Annotated in this window: 16 protein-coding genes; 8 read left to right on the top strand and 8 right to left on the bottom strand. The window is 70.3% G+C overall.

Going from position 1 to position 17,663, the window contains the following annotated elements; translation table 11 throughout:
* Positions 1-46 precede the first annotated feature (46 nt).
* Both ACFWQC_RS24150 and ACFWQC_RS24145 read left to right on the top strand, forming a co-directional pair.
* Entirely contained in the window at positions 47-1,231 is a 1,185-nt protein-coding gene (locus ACFWQC_RS24150; protein ID WP_378683978.1) for a glycosyltransferase, read from the top strand.
* 94 nt (positions 1,232-1,325) lie between these two features.
* On the top strand, positions 1,326-1,544 hold the full coding sequence (locus ACFWQC_RS24145) for a hypothetical protein (protein ID WP_355228159.1): 219 nt from the start codon (positions 1,326-1,328) through the stop codon (positions 1,542-1,544).
* Here the strand turns inward: ACFWQC_RS24145 and ACFWQC_RS24140 are convergent.
* Both ACFWQC_RS24140 and ACFWQC_RS24135 read right to left on the bottom strand, forming a co-directional pair.
* Entirely contained in the window at positions 1,541-2,428 is an 888-nt protein-coding gene (locus tag ACFWQC_RS24140) for a DMT family transporter (protein ID WP_378683974.1), read from the bottom strand. The genes ACFWQC_RS24145 and ACFWQC_RS24140 overlap by 4 nt on opposite strands.
* 80 nt (positions 2,429-2,508) lie before the next feature.
* Positions 2,509-4,230: a hypothetical protein gene (locus ACFWQC_RS24135; RefSeq protein ID WP_378683971.1), complete on the bottom strand. Its 1,722-nt coding sequence runs from the start codon at positions 4,228-4,230 to the stop codon at positions 2,509-2,511.
* A gap of 270 nt (positions 4,231-4,500) precedes the next feature.
* On the opposite strand from ACFWQC_RS24135, the gene ACFWQC_RS24130 reads away from it, so the two are divergent.
* Both ACFWQC_RS24130 and ACFWQC_RS24125 read left to right on the top strand, forming a co-directional pair.
* Positions 4,501-5,037 (top strand): type III effector, encoded by a 537-nt coding sequence (locus ACFWQC_RS24130; protein WP_378683969.1) that lies wholly within the window; start codon positions 4,501-4,503, stop codon positions 5,035-5,037.
* 335 nt (positions 5,038-5,372) lie between these two features.
* Positions 5,373-5,936, top strand: coding sequence for a type III effector (locus ACFWQC_RS24125; RefSeq protein ID WP_378683966.1), 564 nt, complete (start codon positions 5,373-5,375; stop codon positions 5,934-5,936).
* A 127-nt stretch (positions 5,937-6,063) separates the two neighbouring features.
* On the opposite strand, the gene ACFWQC_RS24120 is transcribed toward ACFWQC_RS24125, so the two are convergent.
* Positions 6,064-7,230, bottom strand: a complete 1,167-nt coding sequence (locus ACFWQC_RS24120; RefSeq protein ID WP_378683964.1) for a Fic family protein — start codon at positions 7,228-7,230, stop codon at positions 6,064-6,066.
* A gap of 111 nt (positions 7,231-7,341) precedes the next feature.
* Here ACFWQC_RS24120 and ACFWQC_RS24115 point away from each other — a divergent pair, with 111 nt between their 5' ends.
* Both ACFWQC_RS24115 and ACFWQC_RS24110 read left to right on the top strand, forming a co-directional pair.
* Complete coding sequence (locus tag ACFWQC_RS24115; protein WP_378683961.1) at positions 7,342-8,292, top strand: metallophosphoesterase; 951 nt, start codon at positions 7,342-7,344, stop codon at positions 8,290-8,292.
* A gap of 95 nt (positions 8,293-8,387) precedes the next feature.
* The gene (locus tag ACFWQC_RS24110) at positions 8,388-9,638 is read left to right on the top strand and encodes a serine hydrolase domain-containing protein (protein ID WP_378683958.1); all 1,251 of its coding nucleotides are present in this window, start codon (positions 8,388-8,390) and stop codon (positions 9,636-9,638) included.
* Between the two features lie 29 nt (positions 9,639-9,667).
* On the opposite strand, the gene ACFWQC_RS24105 is transcribed toward ACFWQC_RS24110, so the two are convergent.
* Together ACFWQC_RS24105 and ACFWQC_RS24100 are read right to left on the bottom strand one after the other, a co-directional pair.
* On the bottom strand, positions 9,668-10,303 hold the full coding sequence (locus ACFWQC_RS24105; RefSeq protein WP_378683955.1) for a response regulator: 636 nt from the start codon (positions 10,301-10,303) through the stop codon (positions 9,668-9,670).
* Entirely contained in the window at positions 10,296-11,519 is a 1,224-nt protein-coding gene (locus ACFWQC_RS24100) for a sensor histidine kinase (protein ID WP_378683952.1), read from the bottom strand. Before ACFWQC_RS24100 ends, ACFWQC_RS24105 begins: the two co-directional genes overlap by 8 nt.
* A gap of 175 nt (positions 11,520-11,694) precedes the next feature.
* Between ACFWQC_RS24100 and ACFWQC_RS24095 the strand changes: the two genes are divergently transcribed.
* Together ACFWQC_RS24095 and ACFWQC_RS24090 are read left to right on the top strand one after the other, a co-directional pair.
* Positions 11,695-12,705 (top strand): SMP-30/gluconolactonase/LRE family protein, encoded by a 1,011-nt coding sequence (locus ACFWQC_RS24095; RefSeq protein WP_378683949.1) that lies wholly within the window; start codon positions 11,695-11,697, stop codon positions 12,703-12,705.
* Complete coding sequence (locus ACFWQC_RS24090) at positions 12,702-13,994, top strand: ankyrin repeat domain-containing protein (protein ID WP_378683946.1); 1,293 nt, start codon at positions 12,702-12,704, stop codon at positions 13,992-13,994. The genes ACFWQC_RS24095 and ACFWQC_RS24090 overlap by 4 nt, the downstream gene beginning before the upstream one ends.
* 12 nt (positions 13,995-14,006) lie before the next feature.
* On the opposite strand, the gene ACFWQC_RS24085 is transcribed toward ACFWQC_RS24090, so the two are convergent.
* The 3 genes from ACFWQC_RS24085 to ACFWQC_RS24075 all read right to left on the bottom strand — a co-directional run bounded on the left by ACFWQC_RS24085 (position 14,007) and on the right by ACFWQC_RS24075 (position 17,604).
* Positions 14,007-15,278 carry a class I SAM-dependent methyltransferase gene (locus ACFWQC_RS24085; protein ID WP_378683944.1) on the bottom strand — a complete coding sequence of 424 codons (1,272 nt, stop codon included), beginning with the start codon at positions 15,276-15,278 and terminating at the stop codon, positions 14,007-14,009.
* Positions 15,275-17,278, bottom strand: a complete 2,004-nt coding sequence (locus tag ACFWQC_RS24080) for an FAD-dependent oxidoreductase (RefSeq protein ID WP_378683941.1) — start codon at positions 17,276-17,278, stop codon at positions 15,275-15,277. The genes ACFWQC_RS24085 and ACFWQC_RS24080 overlap by 4 nt, the downstream gene beginning before the upstream one ends.
* An 83-nt stretch (positions 17,279-17,361) precedes the next feature.
* Positions 17,362-17,604, bottom strand: coding sequence for an HNH endonuclease (locus tag ACFWQC_RS24075; RefSeq protein WP_378684061.1), 243 nt, complete (start codon positions 17,602-17,604; stop codon positions 17,362-17,364).
* Positions 17,605-17,663 lie beyond the last annotated feature (59 nt).

The raw sequence follows: 17,663 nt of genomic DNA, 5'->3' as shown, positions 1-17,663 counted from the left end.
CCTCGCCATGCCGACGTCACATCGAGGTCGCCGAAGGGCTACCTCGATGCCACACGATGTGGCCGTGCTCATCGCTCAGCTCGCGAACTTCGTCGGCCCCACCTCCGGCGGCATGAAGACGGCTCTGGAGGCCCTCGCCCGTGGCTATCTCGAGGCGGGCCACGACCGGCTTCTGGTCGTCCCCGGTCCGTACGACTCGGTCACCTCGACCGACCTCGGCGAGGTGGTGCAGCTGAGAGCGCCTCGCGTGGGCGGCGGCTACCGGCTGATCATCGAGCCGTGGCGGGTGACCGACGTGCTGACCCGCTTCAACCCGACGAGCCTCGAGGTCAGCGACAAGTTCACGATGCTGCCCGTCTCCCGCTGGGCCCGGCGCCAGGGCATCGGGACGGTGCTCTTCTCCCACGAGCGGCTCGACGAGTACATGCCCACCTACACCGGCATGGACACCACCTCGAAGGTCTCCACCGCGCTGCTCAACCGGATGCTGGTGCGCTCCTTCGACCAGGTGCTGGTGACCTCCGACTACGCCCGGCACGAGTTCGAGCCGCTGGCCGCGACCGTCGGCTGCCCGATCGCGCAGGTGCCGCTGGGCGTCGACCTCGACAACTTCTCGCCCTCCCTCGGGCACCGCGACGACACCCTGAGGCTCATCCACGTCGGCCGCCTCTCCCGCGAGAAGTCTCCCGACCTCGCCGTCGCCACGGCCGTCGAGCTGCATCGGCGAGGGTTCGACGTACGCATGGACGTCTACGGCGACGGGCCGCACCGTGCCGAGATCGAGGCCCTCGCCGCCGGAGCGCCGGTCGTCTTCCACGGGCACGTCTCCGACCGCCACCGGATCGCCCGGGCGCTGGCCGAGGCCGACGTGGCCCTCTCCGTCTGCCCGCGCGAGACCTTCGGACTGGCCGTCCTGGAAGCCCTTGCCAGCGGTACGCCGGTGGTCACCGCAGACCGCGGCGGCGCCCGGGAGCTCATCGACCCCCGGTGCGGAGCCTGGGCGTCCGCCCATCCGGCGGCGCTTGCCGACGCGGTCATCGACGTCGCTTCGCGGCCGGTCGGAGCCACGCGCAACGCGGCACGCGAGCGGGCCGAGCAGTTCCCCTGGTCGCGCACGATCGAGGACATGCTGGAGCTTCACGAGAGCCTCACGCAGGAGACCGCGCCGACATATCTCCTCGCGCGCCCACGGCAGCGACAGGCGGCGCGGCGATCCCGGCGCTATGCGTGAACGGAGTGAAGTATTCAGGGTGTCGGAGCGCACTTTCTGTTGGGACGCCGTTACCCTGCTGTGACCATTCCATGCCATGACACGTGAGGCGCACATGAGCGAGCTGACGACGAAACAGCGCACGCACTTCGCCGACTCCTTCGGCCCGGTGTGTCGCGCGTACGGAGAAGATCCGCTGACCTCCTACGACTATCGAGACGTCACCTGTGGTGAGTGTCGGCACGCCGCGCCCTACATCAGCGCGTTGCCCGAGCACCTCAAGCCCAGGTCGACCAGGCGGCGCTCGTGGCCGCGATCGATGCAGGACCGCTAAGACACCCGGATCTCGGTTCGCTCGTGCTGCGCCGGCGTCCACCTCACCGCCGAGCGTGACCGGGCGAGCCCGACGATCCCGGTGACCAGCAGCGCCCCGGCGCTCACCGCGACCCACAGCGTCGGGGCCGAGGCGCCGAAGGCGACCACCGCGGCGACGTACGAGACGGTGGGGTTGGTGATCGTCATCGCCGCCATCGCCCAGGGCAGCGGGCCGGCGGCGAGGGCCGCCTGGGTGAGCACGATCCCGAGGCCGCAGGTGCACAGCAGCCCGTAGAACGCCGGCAGCGTGAACAGCCCGAGGAAGCCGTCGGTGGCGGCCCGGTCGGCGGTGATCTTCAGCAGCACCGAGGTGGTGGCGAACGAGCAGCCGGCCGCGACCGCCGTGGTCGCCGCCGCGACCGGCGGCGGGAACCGGTGCGCCACCAGCAGGAGTACGCAGATCACGACCGCCACACACCCGGCGAAGAGCGCGACGCGGCCGACGTCGGCATAGGTGCCGCCGCGATGGTCGTCGGTGACCAGCAGGATCACGCCGCCACAGATCGCGGCCCCACTGACCCAGTCGGCGACCGTCGGCCAGTGGCGGGCGGTGATCGAGGCGAAGACGAGCACGAAGAGCAGCTGCGTGGGCATCACCGACTGCACCACCGAGACCGACCCCAGGTGGAGCGCGACCGCCTGCACCCCGAACCCGATCGCGTTGATCACCGCGCCGGTGACCCACAGCGGGTTGCGCACAAGCGCCAGCATCAGCTGCTCGACGCCGGCCATTCCGCCGCTGCGGCCGGGCGCGAGCGCGCTGGCGCGCTGCTGAACCGCGGCGGAGAGGGAGAACAGGACGCATGCGCCGATGGCCAGGCTCACGGCCGCGGCATGATCCATGCCTCGACGCTAGGCATCGAGAGAAAAGCCCACCCGCCGCTCGCGCGAGCATCGTGCGATCAGCGGATGAACCCTGAGGGTCAGAGTTTCACCTTCGCGCCCAGGATCTCGCCGTACTCGACCCCGAGGACCGAAGCATCGCCGTCGTTCGGCACCAGCACCGCGACCGTCACCGCGGTCCGGATGGACAGGTTCTTGCCGGCCCGGCTGCGGAACTGGTCGAAGGGCGGGTTCCACTCCCACTCGGTGCCCTGGCCGCCGACGATGCTGTCGACGGTGAACTCCAGCATCGCGAACACGCCCTCGCGCGTCTGCACCATCCGCGGTCCGGTCTCGTCGAATGCCTCCACGGTCGTCTTGACCGTGTCCACACCCATCTCCGCGACGTACGCGTCCATCTCGCGTCGCGGTGCCCGGAGCTTCTTGAGCCCGGCGAGACCCTCGACCCTCTTGGGCTTGCCGAGGTACGCGTCGATCTCGTCGGCGACGTCCTGGACCCGCTTCGCATCGGCGGCGGAGACCGGAGCGGCGCCCTCGACCTCGGTGGGGATGGCACTCGCCTTGACGTTGACCTCGCCACGGTGCTTCCAGGGCGACAGGGCGTCCTGCTGCTCGTAGACCGCCAGCGGAGACCTCCGGTCGCCGCCGTTGATCTCCACGATGGCCCACATCGGATACTCGCCGAGCTGCGCCGACCAGACCCGGCCCGCATCCACGTTGAACGTGCGCGAGCGCTGCTTGTAGCCGGTGGCCTTGGCAGCGACCGTCGCGGCCTGGAACACCGCGAGCATGGGACCAGTGGCGGCCTGGTCCCATGCCTCGACCTTCCATCTCCCGCGCCCGTTGGCTCTGATGGCCTCGTTGCTGCGCGCGTTCCAGTCCCGCATCACCACACCGACGTCGTCGCTCCGCAGCGAGACCTTGCTGGCCTCGTCGAGCTCGACGGACGCGGGCATCGAGCATCCAGTCAGCGAGAACGCCACGACGCCGATCCCGGCCGCTACGCCCAAACGGCGGTAGAGCCCGCCGGCCGGCGGACGCGGCATGGCCGGGCGAGCCGGCGCCGGCCCCGTCAGGACCGGACGGGCCGGCTGGGTCGGGTAGCTCGGCTGGACGAGGTGGGGCGGCTGGACGTACGAAACCGGTGGCCGGGGCGGCTGCCACTGGTCCCGGCGTTCACGCTTCCCGGTCACCAGCAGGACGACCGCGCCGATCAGCAGCAGGGCACCGAAGCCCGCAATGCCCAGCGCGACCAGGAAGATCCCATCGAGCCGATAGCCGAAGGCGACCTTGATCGGCGCCCCGTCCACGCTCGCGGCCAGGAACGAGACCGGCTCCCCGGTGAGCGTCACGTTCAGCTCCTGGGTCCCCGAGCCCGAGACCGTCTCGTCCCACCACGGTGCCTCGGAGGCATCCGGCACGTTCTCCCCCGTGCCGGCCGCACCGCTCACCCTGGTCAGCGGAGTCTTGGCGATCTCGACGGCCTTGGTGCCCTTGACGACGTCGAGCACATCAACCGGGTTGCCGACACCGACGTACGCCTCTCCCATCGCCTCCACGCGCACGGTGACCGGGAGCCGGTCGAAGGCGAACGCCTCCGGCGTGGAGTACGCCGCGCCCTGCGCGATCGGGGTCTCCTTGCCCATCACGACGTCGTCGGGTCCGGCCGCGATGGCCAGGCCCGCTCCGACGAGAAGGAGTGGTGCGCCGAGCAGGCCGATGAGCACTGACAGGAGGACCCTGCCGCCCTTCCTCGGCCGACGGGAATCAGCGATCACGGGTGCGTACGTTGCCGAGCTCATCGATGCCTTATGGGTGGGGGTCCCGAGAAGAGGACGCGGCAATCTAGCGCGCTCGACGAATTCCAGGAATCCATTAACCCGACCGGGCATGGTATTACCCGGCGGTATGGAACGTTTACGTCCACTTGGTAATCACGAAGCCGTGTCGGACGAAACATCGCACGGTGAGCATCCCTAGCGTCATGAACCGCACGCGGACGTGTCGAAACGAGTGTTATCAGCTCGGCGGCCGCGCTGCGATCGATTCGAATTGACGATGAAAGGTATGAAATGAGCAAGAAGACAGGGCTGCTCCGCCGCGCCGCGGCCGTCGCCGCCTTCTCGGGTGTCGCCGTCGCACTGACCACCGGCACCGCCGTCGCCGCTCCGGCGCCGGCCACCGCCAGCGTCTCCTCCTCCGACCTCTCGCCCTCCTCGCAGAAGGCCTGGGAGGACTTCATCCTCGGTGGTTCCTACATCACCGGCGGTGCTTCCCAGATGGTCAGCGGTGCTTGGGTCGGCGCCCCGGGCCTGATCCTCGCCGGCGCCACCGGCTCGCCCCTGACCCCGGAGCAGCTCGCGGCCTGGGAGAACTGGGACGAGGGTGGCCACAAGATCGGTGAGGGCGCCGCCATGATGGTCGCCGGCGCCTACGTCGGTGCCCCCGGCATCATCCTCGACCAGATCGCGGGCGGGGCGACCCCGAGCGACCTGTCGCCGAGCGAGCTCGAGCAGGTCACGTTCCTCATCCCGCAGGACAGCCCGGCGCTCGACGGTGTCTCCACCGACCAGATCCCGAACCCGATGGCTCCTCTCGGGTCCTTCTGAGCGTCGACATGACGACCGCCGACCGACCGTAGCTCCCACCACGATCCGATCGGCGCCGTCCCCAGATGGCCCCGGCCGTGCCTTCGCGCACGACCGGGCCATCTGCGCATTTACGCACGTCCAGACAAGAACGTTGCAGGTTGTCGAAAATTACTTCATTACATTTCATTCGTCACTATTTGACATAGAAACACCCGTGTCGAGTTGCCATGGAAACCGTTGATCCTCTTAGCATCGCTTCCCGGATGCGAACGTATCGATGACATCAGTTATCGATCCGGGGGTCGCGTCCGTGCGTGATGTTTCAATTCGAATTGATCGATGAAAGGTACGAAATGAACAAGATGACAGGGCTGCTCCGCCGCACCGCGGCCGTCGCCGCCTTCTCGGGTGTCGCCATCGCACTGACCACCGGCACCGCCACGGCGGACCAGGGCACCCACCACAACCGCACCGAGGCCGAGTGCATCGCCGAGAACTCCTCCGGCGCCTCGGACCTCTCGCCCTCGAGCCAGAAGGCCTGGGCCAGCTTCATCTGTGGCGCCGGCCAGGCCACCGGCGGCGCCGCTCGCATGGTCAGCGGCGCCTGGGTCGGCGCCCCGGGCCTCATCCTGATGGGTGCCACCGGCGACGAGCTGAGCCCGGCGCAGAAGAAGGCCTGGGTGAACTGGGACGGCGGCGCGCACCAGGTCGGTAACGGTGCCGCCCTGGTCGTCTCCGGCGCCTACGTCGGCGCGCCCGGCATCGTGATGGACAAGATCATGGGCGGTGCGCTGCCCTCCGAGCTGTCCGACCGCGAGATGGACCAGGTCTCCTTCCTGCTCCCGATGGACAACGCGGCCCTCGACGGCCTCCCGGTCGGCCAGGTCCCGAACCCGCTGGCGCTCGGCACCTTCTGAGAAACATGACCATCGCCGAGTGATCAACCCCCTACCGACTGCTCGGCTACGTCACACAGGTGGCCCTGGGCGTGCATACGTGCACAGCCGGGGCCACCTGCACGTTTTCCGTCGTGTTCAGGAATGTTCAGTCGTACGCCAGTGGCTCCTCGATCACGTCCATCACCGCTCTGGCGATCCAGTAGTGCCGGCCGCCGCGGCCCGACCGGCCGGCGCCCTCGATCCACCCACGCCGCTCGGCGTCCTGGATCAGGTTGCGGGCACCCTGGTTGGTCAGGCCCGTCGCGTCCTGGACGCGCTTGACGGTCAGGTAGGGGTTGGCGAACAGCAGCGTGACCAGCCCGGACAGGTTGGCACGGGAGGTGGCGGCCTCGTCGAGATAGCTCTCCCGGAGCGCGACCAGGCGCTCGGATCTGGTTGTGGCGTCCTCGGCCGAACGTCGCACCGCGGTGAGGAAGAACTGCAGCCACTCCTGCATCTCACCGCGCTCCCGGACGCTCTGCAGCCGCTGGTAGTAGGTCTGGCGGTTGGCCTCGATGTAGCCCGAGAGATAGAGCAGCGGGGTGGTCATCCGCCCCTCCTCCATCAGCATCAGGTTGATCAGCAGCCGCCCGATGCGCCCGTTGCCGTCGAGGAACGGGTGGATCGTCTCGAACTGGTAGTGCATCAGCGCGCACCGCACCAGCGTCGGACTGAGATCGGGGACGTTGACGTACGCCTCCCAGTCGGCGATCAGCTCGGGCAGGTCGGGCGGGAGGGGTGGGACGTACGCGGCGGTGGTGGGGTTGTCGGTCGGCGACCCGACCCAGACAGGGCTCCGCCGGAACTCGCCGGGGTGGCGCTCGTGACCCCGGACACCGGTGAGGAGGGTCTTGTGGAGCTCGAGGACGAGCCGCTGGCTGAGCGGCCAGCTCCTGATGAGCTCGAATCCCTGACGGGTCGCGGCGAGGTAGGCCTTGACCTCGGCGACGTCCTCGCTCCTGGTCGCCTGACCGCTGACCTCGTCCTGGAGGACCTCCTCCAGAGAGGTCTGGGTGCCCTCGATCCGGGAGGAGGCGACCGCCTCCTGGGTCAGGTAGGGCCCGATCAGCAGCTCGGGATCCTGGATCAGCGCGCTCACTCCCTGGAGGCGCCCCAGCGCGGCGTCGGCATCCGAGAGCGCCTTCACGGTGAGCGGCTGTAACGGCAGGTCACGCGGGATGTGGGCGGGTTTGTAGTACCAGTAGGCCCACTTGTTCCCCGGCTCGCGGGTCGCCCTGCCGAACTGCGGAGCGTCGTACCTCTCCGGATCCATGACCGGTCAACTTACCACTCAGACGTGGCTTGAGTTGGAAGTTGACAGGAACTTCCAAGTCCCGCTTGAGAGTTCCTTGCCAACCTCCAAGTCGGTCCTACGCTGGGCATCGTGCAGTTCGGCCAGTATCCCTCTCCTCGTCATACGATCGCCCACCTCTCCGACCCCCACCTCTATGCCGGGGACCGGCGGATCTTCGGCAAGGTCGACCCGACGCCCGGGTTCGAGCGGGCGCTGGATCGGCTGCGGGGGATGACGATCCCACCGCAGGCGATCGTCTTCACCGGCGACCTCGCCGACCTGGGTGAGCGCGACGCCTACGTACGCCTCCGGAAGCAGGTCGAGCCGGTCGCCGCGGACCTCGGCGCCGAGATCATCTGGGTGATGGGCAACCACGACGAGCGGGAGGTCTACTCCGAGGTGCTCTTCGGCGAGGCCTCCGACGCACCGCAGGACCGTGTCTACGACATCGACGGCCTACGGATCATCGCCCTGGACACCACCGTGCCCGGCTGGCACCACGGCGACATCACCGAGCCGCAGCTCGACTGGCTGGCCGATGTGCTCGCCGAGCCGGCGCCACACGGCACCCTGCTCACGATGCATCACCCGCCGGTCCCGCTCCCCCTCAACGAGGCCAGCGTGATCATCGAGCTCGACGGCCAGGACCGGCTTGCTCAGGTGCTGGCGGGGACCGACGTACGCGCTGTTCTCGCAGGTCACCTGCACTACTCGACCTTCACCACCTTCGCCGGCTTCCCGGTCTCGGTCGCCTCCGCGAGCTGCTACACCGCCGCGCCGGCGACCCTCGACCGCTACTCCGCCTCCGTCGACGGCCACCAGGCGATCTCGCTGGTCCACCTCTACGACGAGGGCGTCGGCGACGTCCCCGGCGCGCCGGTCGTCCACACCACCGTGCCGATCGGCGAGGCCCCCGAGGTCGCCGGCTTCCCCGCATCCGTCCTCGAGAAGCTCGGCCCGATGACCCCGGCCGAGCGCCGCGACCTCTTCTCCCGCAAGGGCAAGGCCGCTCGCGCCCTGCGGCGTCAGCTTCGGGACTGACCAAGAACGCCTCGATCTCCGACTCGAGGCTGATGTGGGCGTACGCCCGGGCCCGGAACGATGGCTGCGAAACGTCAACGACGACAGGAGCAGCCATGTCTCGGACCCTCGTCCGCACGGGCACCGCAGCGATCGCCGCGGTGCTTCTTCCTCTGACGGCCGTACCGGCCGCGTACGCCCAGCCCGATCCCGAGCCCGCGGCGGCGGTCGCGCCGGACCCGACCGCACTGACCCGGGAGGCGACCGCGATCGCCGAGAAGGCCGCCGGCGAGCGGCAGGGTCTCCGGGCCCGGTCGGCGACTCCCACGGCCGCCGACCTCGACCGTGCCGTCGACGCGTTCATCGCCGATGGCGCCGTGGGCGTGACCGCCCGGGTGGAGACGCCCGGCCAGGAATGGTCGGGGGCGGGTGGCGTACGCGAGGTCGGGAAGAAGAAGCCGGTCAGGCCCGGCGACAGGTTCCACGTGGCCAGCAACACCAAGACGCTGATCGCGACCCTGGTGATGCAGGAGGTCGAGCGCGGCGGCTGGACCCTGGACACGCCCGCGAACGACCTGCTCCCGGGCACCTTCCCCGACGGCGTCACGATCAAGCACCTGCTCAACCACACCTCCGGCGCCCCGCGCGGGCCCGAGGAGATCCTCTTCGATCGCGTCGAGGACCCGAGCTCGTGGGACCAGCTGATCGACGCGCTCGGGCAGTACTACTCCGAGGCCGAGCACCTCGCCTTCATGCGCGGCGCCGGCTGGCTCTTCGAGCCCGGCACCGACTTCTCCTACTCCAACTACGGCTATGTCGCGCTCGGGGTCATGCTCGAGAAGGAGACCGGGGAGCGGATCGAGGATCTCGTACGCGACCGGGTGCTCGAACCCGCAGGCATGCGTCAGAGCGCCTACCCGACCGATGCCCGCAACCGCGGCCCGTTCCTCGAGGACGCCGGTCACTACGAGGGCAGCTGGCGGCCGATGACCGACCTGCACCCGAGCATCTTCCACGCCGCCGGGGCCGCGACGAGCACCACCGAGGACCTCGCCGACCTCAACGAGTCGCTCCTCACCGGGAAGCTGCTCAGCCCGGCCTCGGTCGAGAAGATGCTGCCGCCGATCGCGGGCAGCACCGACCCTGACTACGGGTTCGGGATCTACCGGGTCGCCGACCCGTGCAACCCCGGCGAGTACCTCTACGGCCATGACGGCGCCCACATGGGTGCCCAGTCGATCAGCTGGGGCTCACCGGACGGCACCCGCCAGATCACGCTCGGCTGGACCGGTCGCAACTGGGACAGCACCGACCCGATCTACGACCTCGGTCTCCTGCTCGAGCCGATGCTGCTGGCGACCTGCTGAGACGCTGGGCGCCGGCGTCAGGGCCAGGGTCAGGGTCGCAGGATGCGGCGCTCGATGGCCGTGGCGACGGCGCCGGCGCGGGTGTCGACGCCGAGCTTGGTGTAGATGTGGGAGAGATGCGACTTGACCGTCGCCTCGCTGACCAGCAGCTCGCGGGCCATCTCCTTGTTGCCCAGGCCTTTGGCGAGCAGCCGCAGGATCTCGACCTCGCGCGGGCTCACCTTCGGCGCCGGCGAGGCGGCGCGCTGCAGCAGCCGGGTCGCGACCGACGGGGCCAGCACGGTCTCTCCTCGTGCGGTGCCGCGGATGGCGCGGAACAGCTCGTCGGGCGGCGCGTCCTTCAGCAGGTAGCCCGCCGCGCCGGCGTCGACGGCCTCGAGAACGTCGGCCTCGGTGTCGTAGGTCGTCAGCACCAGTACGTGCGGCGGCGACGGCAGCTCGCGGACCAGCCTGGTGGTCTCCGCCCCGCTCGGTCCGTCACCGAGGCTGAGATCCATCAGCACCACGTCCGGCCGGGTCTCGCCGACGACCGCGACGGCCCGGGCCGAGTCGGCGGCCTCGCCGACGACGTCCAGGTCGTCCTGGGCGTCCACCAGGGCGCGTACGCCTGCCCGGACCACCGGATGGTCGTCCACCAGCACCACCCGGATGCGTTGCTCAGCCACGACGTTCCTCCCCCTGACTCTGTCCGGCAGCGAACGAGGCCGCGACCACCGTGCCCTCGCCCGGAGCGCTCTCGATGACCAAGTCTCCACCCAGCAGGCGGGCGCGAGCCCGCATTCCGGCCAGGCCGTGTCCGCGCAGCCCGTCGGGCTCCTCCTTCAGCCGGGTTGCGTCGAACCCGGCTCCGTCGTCGCGTACGTCCAGGGCGACCCCGCCCTCGTGGAAGGTGAGGGAGACGACCGCCGTGGTCGCGCCGGCGTGCTCGGCGACGTTGGCGAGCGCACCCCGCAGGGTGCGTACGACTGCCGTCGCCACCCGCCCGCCGACCTCGTGCGGGTCGCCGTGGACGTGGACCGGGACGCTGAGGCCGGTGGTGGCGGCGACGTCGTCGGCGACCTGGCGTACGGCGGTGGCCAGCGCCGATCCGCCGGTCAGCTCGGTGGGGGCGAGGTCGCGTACGACCCGGCGCGCCTCGTCGAGCGAGGAGCGGGCCATGGTGGCCGCCTGGTCGACGTGGCTGCGGGCGTCGGCCGGCCGCGACTCCCACTCCTGGTCGGCTGCCTGGAGCAGCAGGTTGATGCTGGTCAGACCCTGGGCGACGCTGTCATGGATCTCCCGGCTCAGCCGCGCGCGCTCGGCCACGACACCGGCTCGGCGCTCGGCGTCGGCGACCTCGTCCTGGGCCGCCTCGAGCTCGTTGAGGAGTGCACGACGAGTCATCGCGTCGCGCTCGAGCGCGCGGTAGGTGGTCACCGCGAGCACGGCGACACAGACCGGACCGAGCAGCACGGTCGGGTCGGCCAGGCCGGTCATCCGGCTCCAGGCGACCGCGACCACCGCGACGAGGAACACCGTGGCGGCCACCGCCCAGCGGAACGGCAGCACCCGCAGCGCCAGGAAGACCAGGGGCACGGCCGCCCACGAGAACGACGGCGCGATCAGCGCCAGCACCGTCCAGCAGGCGATCACTGCGCCCAGCCAGACGACCGCGGCCGTGCCGGCGAGACGGCGGCCCGCGGCGTACGCGATCAGGAGGACGGCGGCGCCGGGCAGGACCACCTCCGCCTGGTCGCCGAGGCCGTGTCCCTGCAGGTAGCGCGCTACCGAGGCGATGACGAGCACCACCAGCGAGATGTGGAGCCAGCGGTCGAGCAAAGTCTGGCCGGCCAGGATCCCACCGGCGCTGGGTCCTGGAGCTGGCGCGGTATCGGTCGACATGGTCGTTCCAGGCTAGGCCGGTCGCGGGGCTCCGGCATCATCCGATCGGCTATCCGGGGTGTCGCCGAACGGCTATCCAGACGTCGCCGGTCACCCGATGTCTCGACCCCTCCCTGACGGCGATGGTTGATGCATCAGCTCGACCAACAGCACCGAACACCGGAGGAGCACCACCATGCGTACGTCCCGAATCGCCGCCCTCGCCGGCCTGGCCGGCATCGCCGCCTCGGCCACCCTGTCCTTCACCGCCCTCGGCATGGGCACCCCAGCCAACGCCGCCCAGGCCGACGCCACACAGGGCAACGGCCGCCCGGCGAGCTACCTGCTCGAGGGCGACCCGTCCGCCCAGGGCGGCTCGAAGTTCGAGGGCATCGGCGTGGACCAGGAGTCCGGGAAGTTCTACGTCAGCGAGGTCACCGGCGGCGAGATCCAGCGTGGCTCGGCCGACCGTGCCCAGGCCGAGGAGTGGCTGGCCGGTGACGGCACCGACGGCCGCTACACCGCTCGCGGCATCACCGTCGACGGCGAGGGCCGCGTCTACATCGCCGGCGGGCCGAACGGCACCGGCAACGACCGCCCCGACCTGTGGGTCTACAGCCCCGAGGGTGAGCTGCTCGCCGCCCTCCGTGTCCCCGACAACAACGCGTTCCTCAACGATGTCGCGATCGGGCCGGACGGGGCTGCGTACTTCACCAACTCCAACGACCCGACGATCATCCGCGTCGCCGAGGGCGCGGACGGCTGGCAGGCCACCGAGTGGGCCGACGGCAGCTCGCTGATCACCCCGGTCGAGGGCTTCAACCTCGGTGGCATCGTGCTGAGCCAGGACCGCTCCGCGTTCGTGGTCGCCCAGGGCACCACCGGGCAGCTGTGGCGCTTCTCCGTCGCCACCGGCGAGGTCAGCGAGATCGACACCGACGGCGCGAACCTGCGCAACGCCGACGGTCTGATCCGGCAGGGGCGCGACCTCGCGGTGATCCGCAACTTCGACAAGGAGATCGTGCATCTCGAGCTGAACCCCTCCGCCACCTCCGCGGAGCACGTCTCCTCCCGTGCCACCGACCCGAACCGCGTCTTCACCACCGGCAAGCTGCTCGGCGGCAGGCTGCTGCTGGTCGACAGCCACTTCGACGAGCAGACCGCGCAGGGGCCGTACGAGATCGTCACCGCCCGGATGCCGCGATGACGCTGTCCACATCTGCGCGGCCACACCTGCGGTGGTCGACCGCCGCCGCGGCGATGGCCGTGCTTCTGGCAGGCTGCGCCGCGGCGCCGTCGGAGACCGCTGAACCGTCTCCATCGAGCTCCGCGTCGGCGTCCGCCCCGACGAAGGCGGCGAAGAGCACCCCCGGCCCCGAGGAGCGACAGCGGATGAACGAGCAGCTGATCAAGGCCGCGTGGGACAACGACGTCACCCGTGCCCGCGAGCTGATCCAGGCCGGGGCCGACGTCGACTACGAGGACGAGACCCAGCAGAGCGCCTACCTCATCGCCGCGAGCGAGGGCTACGTCGACCTGCTCGACCTGACCCTCCGCAACGGCGCCGAGGTCGACGCCAAGGACTCCTACGACGGCACCGCGCTGATCCGCGCCGCCGAGCGCGGCCACGCCGACATCGTGGGGCGTCTGGTGCAGGCCGGGATCGACCTTGATCACGTCAACAACCTGGGCTGGACCGCCCTGCACGAGGCGGTCGTCCTGGGTGACGACGGCCCGGACGCGGCCGACACCGTACGGGTGCTCGTCGCGGCCGGGGTGGACATCTCGATCGAGGCCGGCCGGGACGGGAAGACCGCCCTGGAGCACGCCGAGGAGCGCGGTTTCGACGCGATCGTGTCGACGCTGCGTACGGCTTCGGCCGGGGTCGCCGACGGTGACCAGCAGCTCTTGCGGGCGGCGGTCTCGGGCGACGCGGACTCGGCCGCGGCGGCCCTACGTGGCGGCGCCGATCTGGAGACCAGGGACGGCAACCGGCGTACGCCGCTGCTGCTCGCGGTCACCGACGACCACCTCGAGACGGCCCGTCTGCTGGTGCACCTGGGTGCCGACCCGGACGCCCTCGACGGCCAGCACGACACTCCCTGGCTGGTCACCGGTGTCACCGGGAGCGTCTCGATGGCCGAGCTGCTGCTCAGCGTCGACCCGGACCTGACCGTACGCAACCGCTACGGCGGCCTCTCGATCATCCCCGCCAGCGAGCGCGGCCACGCGGACTACGTGGAGCGGGTCGCCCGCACCGAGATCGACATCGACCACGTCAACGACCTCGGCTGGACCGCCCTCCTCGAGGCCGTCATCCTCGGCGAGGGCTCCGACCGCTGGCAGCGCGTCGTCCGCAGCCTGCTCAAGAACGGCGCCGATCCGGGCATCGCCGACCGCGACGGCGTCACCCCGCTCGAGCACGCCCGCAACCGAGGCTTCACCGAGATCGCCCACATCATCGAACGGCACAGCATCGAGCAGCGCGGCGGCTGATCAGTCGCCGCCTCAGAGACCGAGGCCCTGACCGGCTCCCCCGCCGGTCGGGGCCTCGTCCCGGGTGAACGTGAGCTGCTGGACGTCGATGTAATCAGCGGCGAACCCGGCCCGGGAGTACTCCAGGTAGAAGTGCCACATCCGCAGGAACGTCTCGTCGAACCCGAGCGCCCGGACCTCCTCGGCGCGATCGAGCAGCGCGAGATCCCACCGCCGCAGGGTCTCCGCATAGTGGGCACCGAACGAGAGCCGGCTCCGCAGCCGGAGCCGGGTTTGTGCCTCGGTGACGCCGGTGATCGCCTCGGTCGAGGGGAGCAGCCCGCCGGGGAAGATGTACTTGGTGATCCAGGTCTCGGTTTTCCGGGTGGCGAGCATTCGGTCGTGCGGCATGGTGATCGCCTGGATCACCGCGGCGCCGCCCGGGGCCAGAACCTCGTCGATCTTTGCGACGTAGGCCGGCCAGAACCGTTCACCGACGGCCTCGATCATCTCGACCGAGACCACCGCGTCGTACGTCCCGTCCACGGCCCGGTAGTCGCGCAGCTTCACGTCCACCCGATGGTCCAGACCGGCCGCGCCGATCCGGCGCCGGGCCAGCGCGGCCTGCTCGACCGAGAGGGTCACCGAGGTGACCTGAGCGCCCCGGGCGGCGGCCCGCAGGGCCAGCTCTCCCCAGCCGGTCCCGATCTCGAGCAGACGGGTGCCGGGTCCGACTCTCGCCTCGTCGAGGATCCGGTCGATCTTGCGGTGCTGGGCGAGCGCCAGGTCCTCCGTCGAGGGCAGGGTCGAGAAGAGGCCCGCCGAGTAGCTCATCGTCGGGTCCAGGAAGAGCGCGAAGAACTCGTTCGACAGGTCGTAGTGGTGGCCGATGTGCTCGCGCGCGTTCTCCGGTGTGTTCAGGTCCTTCGCGCCGCGACGCCGCTCGTAGATCCCGCGCATCCGCTGCGCCCACCCGGGCAGGAGACCGTCGAGGTCCCGGCACAGCACGGTCAGGGTCTCCCCCAGCTCCGGGGCGTCCCAGGCTCCTGTCATGTACGCCTCGCCGAAGCCGATCAGCCCGTGCCGGCTGAGCCTGGCGTAGAACTCCTCGGGCCGGTGCAGCACGATGTCGGCCGGTCTGCCGTCCTCGCTCACACTGATCCCGAGCCGCTTCGTTGCGGCCCGGAAGACGGTCGCGGCGGCAGCCGCCGTGCCCCGGGTCACCAGCCCACTGGGTGCTTCCTCCAGCATGGGCCAGCGCTCTCCCACCGAGGTCTGCGCGGTGGGGGCTTCGATGGTCTTCATCGGACTCCTTCTTGGTGATGCAGCGGCCTTCTCTGGACCGGTAGGCGCCGTAGCCACAGCGCTACGCCGTGGAGGCGGATCAGGACCGCGCCGAGAAACGCGGCGGGAGCAGAACGGAGCGTGTCCCCGAACCGTCCTTCGACCCGGGAGCCGCGGACGGAGGCGTCGAAGACGGTCCCGTCCTCGGTGGTGAGTCGGACGGCGACCCGGAGTCGCCCGTCGGGTGGCGGCACGGTCAGCTCGTAGTGGCCGTCGACGCCGTGGAACGGCGAGACGTACATCGCCTTCGGGACCTGTGCCCGATGCCGTTCGTCGGGGTGGACGAGGTAGGCGTGCCGGTCGCCGTAGGTGTTGTGCACCTCGACGACGGTGGCCAGTGGCTTCCCGGAGGCTGCCGTGCACCAGTAGGCGCTGATCGGGTTGAAGCTGAACCCGAAGGCCCTCGGCTGGGCCGCCATCAGCACCCGCGCATCGCCCACGTCGATGTCGTGGAGCTTCAGGAACGCGGCGAGGTTCTCCCGGATCGAGAGCTCGGGGTCGCCAAGATGATCGCGTGCCTCGAAGCGGCCGAGGGGCCCGCGATCGGGCAGCCGTTCCAGGTCGACCACCTGCCAGTGGGAGCGGTGCACGAACCGGTTCCGCAGCGGCCCGCGCCGGGTGTGGCTGATCGTGGTGCGATACACCCCGGTCGCGTCGTCGGGCCGCTCCGCGGGGGCCGTCCAGGAGAGCCCCAGCCGCTCGGCCGCCCGGGCACCGGATCGGGCGCCGTCCTCGTGGAACCCCCAGCCCCGCCAGGCGCCGGCGAAGGCCAGCGCGTCGGAGTCCAGCTCGTCGGCGCGCCGCTGGGCGGCCACCGACTCCGGCGTGTAGAGCGGGTGCTCGTACTCCATGGTGGCGATGACCTTCTCGGGGTCGATCAGGTCGGCACCACCGAGCGTGACCAGGTGACGTACGCCGCCGGGAGCCGGCAGCCGCATCAACCTCGTCAGGTCGTAGGTGACCGTGACCTGGCCGCGGCCCGGTCGCTCCAGGTGGTTCCACGAGGACCGGATGTGCTCGCTGGCCGGCAGCAGGCTGGTGTCGGTGTGCAGCTGAGCCTGGTTGGCGGAGTACGGGAACGCACCCAGGATCTCCCGCTGGGCCGCCGTGGGCTCGCCGAGCATCGCCAGCGATTGTCCCGGATGGGTCGCCAGCACGGCCGCGTCGAAGAGCTCGGTGCGGCCGTTGCCGTCGGTGATCTCGATCCCCCTGCCGGTCTCGACCACATTCACGACCTTCGTCGAGGTCAGCACCCGGCCGCCGCGGTCACGGATCGCGGTGGCGACCCTCTCGACGTACGCCACCGACCCGCCGGTGACCGTGCGCCAGCGCGGCGAGCCGAAGACCTGCAGCATCCCGTGGTGGCTGAGGAACTCGAAGAGGTAGCGAGCCGGGTAGCTCAGCGCGGTGGCCGGGTCGCAGGACCACACCGCGGCGACCAGCGGTGCCATGAAATGGCGACGGAAGTGCGGGGTGAATCCGTGCTCGTCCAGGAACGCCTCGAGGGTGCGATCGTCGGGCTCGTCGCTTGCGAGCAGCGCCCTGGCGGCCCGGTGGAACCGCGGGATCTCGGCGAGCATCTTCAGGTGCGCCGGACGGAACGCGCGGCGGTCGGGTAGGACCCCGCGCAGCCCGCGCGCGCCGGCGTACTCCACGTCGGCGCTCTGCGAACGCACCGACATCGACATCTCGGAGACCTGCGTCGGCACGTCGAGCTCGGCGAAGAGCCGGAGCAAGGTCGGATACGTACGCCGGTTGTGCACGATGAACCCGGTGTCGATCGCCAGCTCGCTCCCGTCCGGCGCGGTGACGCGGTGGGTGTCGGCATGGCCGCCCAGCCTGTCGTCGGCCTCGAAGAGGGTCACCACGCTGTGGCCGGAGGCGACGTAGGCCGCGGTCAGGCCGGCCACCCCGCTGCCCACCACCGCGACCCGACGGCGATCGTGGTCGGGACTGCTCATCAGGCTCCTCGGTGTCGAAGTGGGCGGTCGGCGCAGAGGCGCCGCCACCCGGTCTTCGGCCACCGGGGCGAATCGGATTGGCTTCAGGCCATCTTTTCCGTGCCGTCACCGAGACCGGCTCGGTGGGTAGCTGGTGCGAGTCCTCGGCCTATCTGCGTCTGGTGAAGCGGATGTCGCCGCTGGGTCGGCGTTCGTGGAGGGTACGCGGTGTCGTGGGCGCGGTGGTGGTGATGGGAGCAGAGCAGGGCGGCGTTGTCGAGGTCGGTTCCGCCTCCCTGGGCCCAGGCAAGCCAGTGGTGCGCCTCGGCCCAGGTGGCTGTTGCGATTTGAAAATCGCCGGGTGGGTTCCGTGACGGTTGGCCTGTGCCGCGAAATACTTCGGTAT

It is taken from the genome of Nocardioides sp. NPDC058538 (assembly GCF_042719275.1).
GTDB lineage: Bacteria > Actinomycetota > Actinomycetes > Propionibacteriales > Nocardioidaceae > Nocardioides.
Note: the sequence above shows the minus strand (reverse complement) of the source record. Positions and strands in the feature narration are given on the sequence as shown.

What these genes read in the sequence shown, in the direction of transcription:
- ACFWQC_RS24120 (WP_378683964.1), bottom strand. Translation starts at nt 7,230, where the DNA reads ATGGATCCGGAGAGGTACGACGCTCCGCAGTTCGGCAGGGCGACCCGC.
- ACFWQC_RS24125 (WP_378683966.1), top strand. Translation starts at nt 5,373, where the DNA reads ATGAACAAGATGACAGGGCTGCTCCGCCGCACCGCGGCCGTCGCCGCC.
- ACFWQC_RS24100 (WP_378683952.1), bottom strand. Translation starts at nt 11,519, where the DNA reads ATGTCGACCGATACCGCGCCAGCTCCAGGACCCAGCGCCGGTGGGATC.
- ACFWQC_RS24130 (WP_378683969.1), top strand. Translation starts at nt 4,501, where the DNA reads ATGAGCAAGAAGACAGGGCTGCTCCGCCGCGCCGCGGCCGTCGCCGCC.
- ACFWQC_RS24110 (WP_378683958.1), top strand. Translation starts at nt 8,388, where the DNA reads ATGTCTCGGACCCTCGTCCGCACGGGCACCGCAGCGATCGCCGCGGTG.
- ACFWQC_RS24080 (WP_378683941.1), bottom strand. Translation starts at nt 17,278, where the DNA reads ATGAGCAGTCCCGACCACGATCGCCGTCGGGTCGCGGTGGTGGGCAGC.
- ACFWQC_RS24140 (WP_378683974.1), bottom strand. Translation starts at nt 2,428, where the DNA reads ATGGATCATGCCGCGGCCGTGAGCCTGGCCATCGGCGCATGCGTCCTG.
- ACFWQC_RS24150 (WP_378683978.1), top strand. Translation starts at nt 47, where the DNA reads ATGCCACACGATGTGGCCGTGCTCATCGCTCAGCTCGCGAACTTCGTC.
- ACFWQC_RS24135 (WP_378683971.1), bottom strand. Translation starts at nt 4,230, where the DNA reads ATGAGCTCGGCAACGTACGCACCCGTGATCGCTGATTCCCGTCGGCCG.
- ACFWQC_RS24145 (WP_355228159.1), top strand. Translation starts at nt 1,326, where the DNA reads ATGAGCGAGCTGACGACGAAACAGCGCACGCACTTCGCCGACTCCTTC.
- ACFWQC_RS24085 (WP_378683944.1), bottom strand. Translation starts at nt 15,278, where the DNA reads ATGAAGACCATCGAAGCCCCCACCGCGCAGACCTCGGTGGGAGAGCGC.
- ACFWQC_RS24095 (WP_378683949.1), top strand. Translation starts at nt 11,695, where the DNA reads ATGCGTACGTCCCGAATCGCCGCCCTCGCCGGCCTGGCCGGCATCGCC.
- ACFWQC_RS24090 (WP_378683946.1), top strand. Translation starts at nt 12,702, where the DNA reads ATGACGCTGTCCACATCTGCGCGGCCACACCTGCGGTGGTCGACCGCC.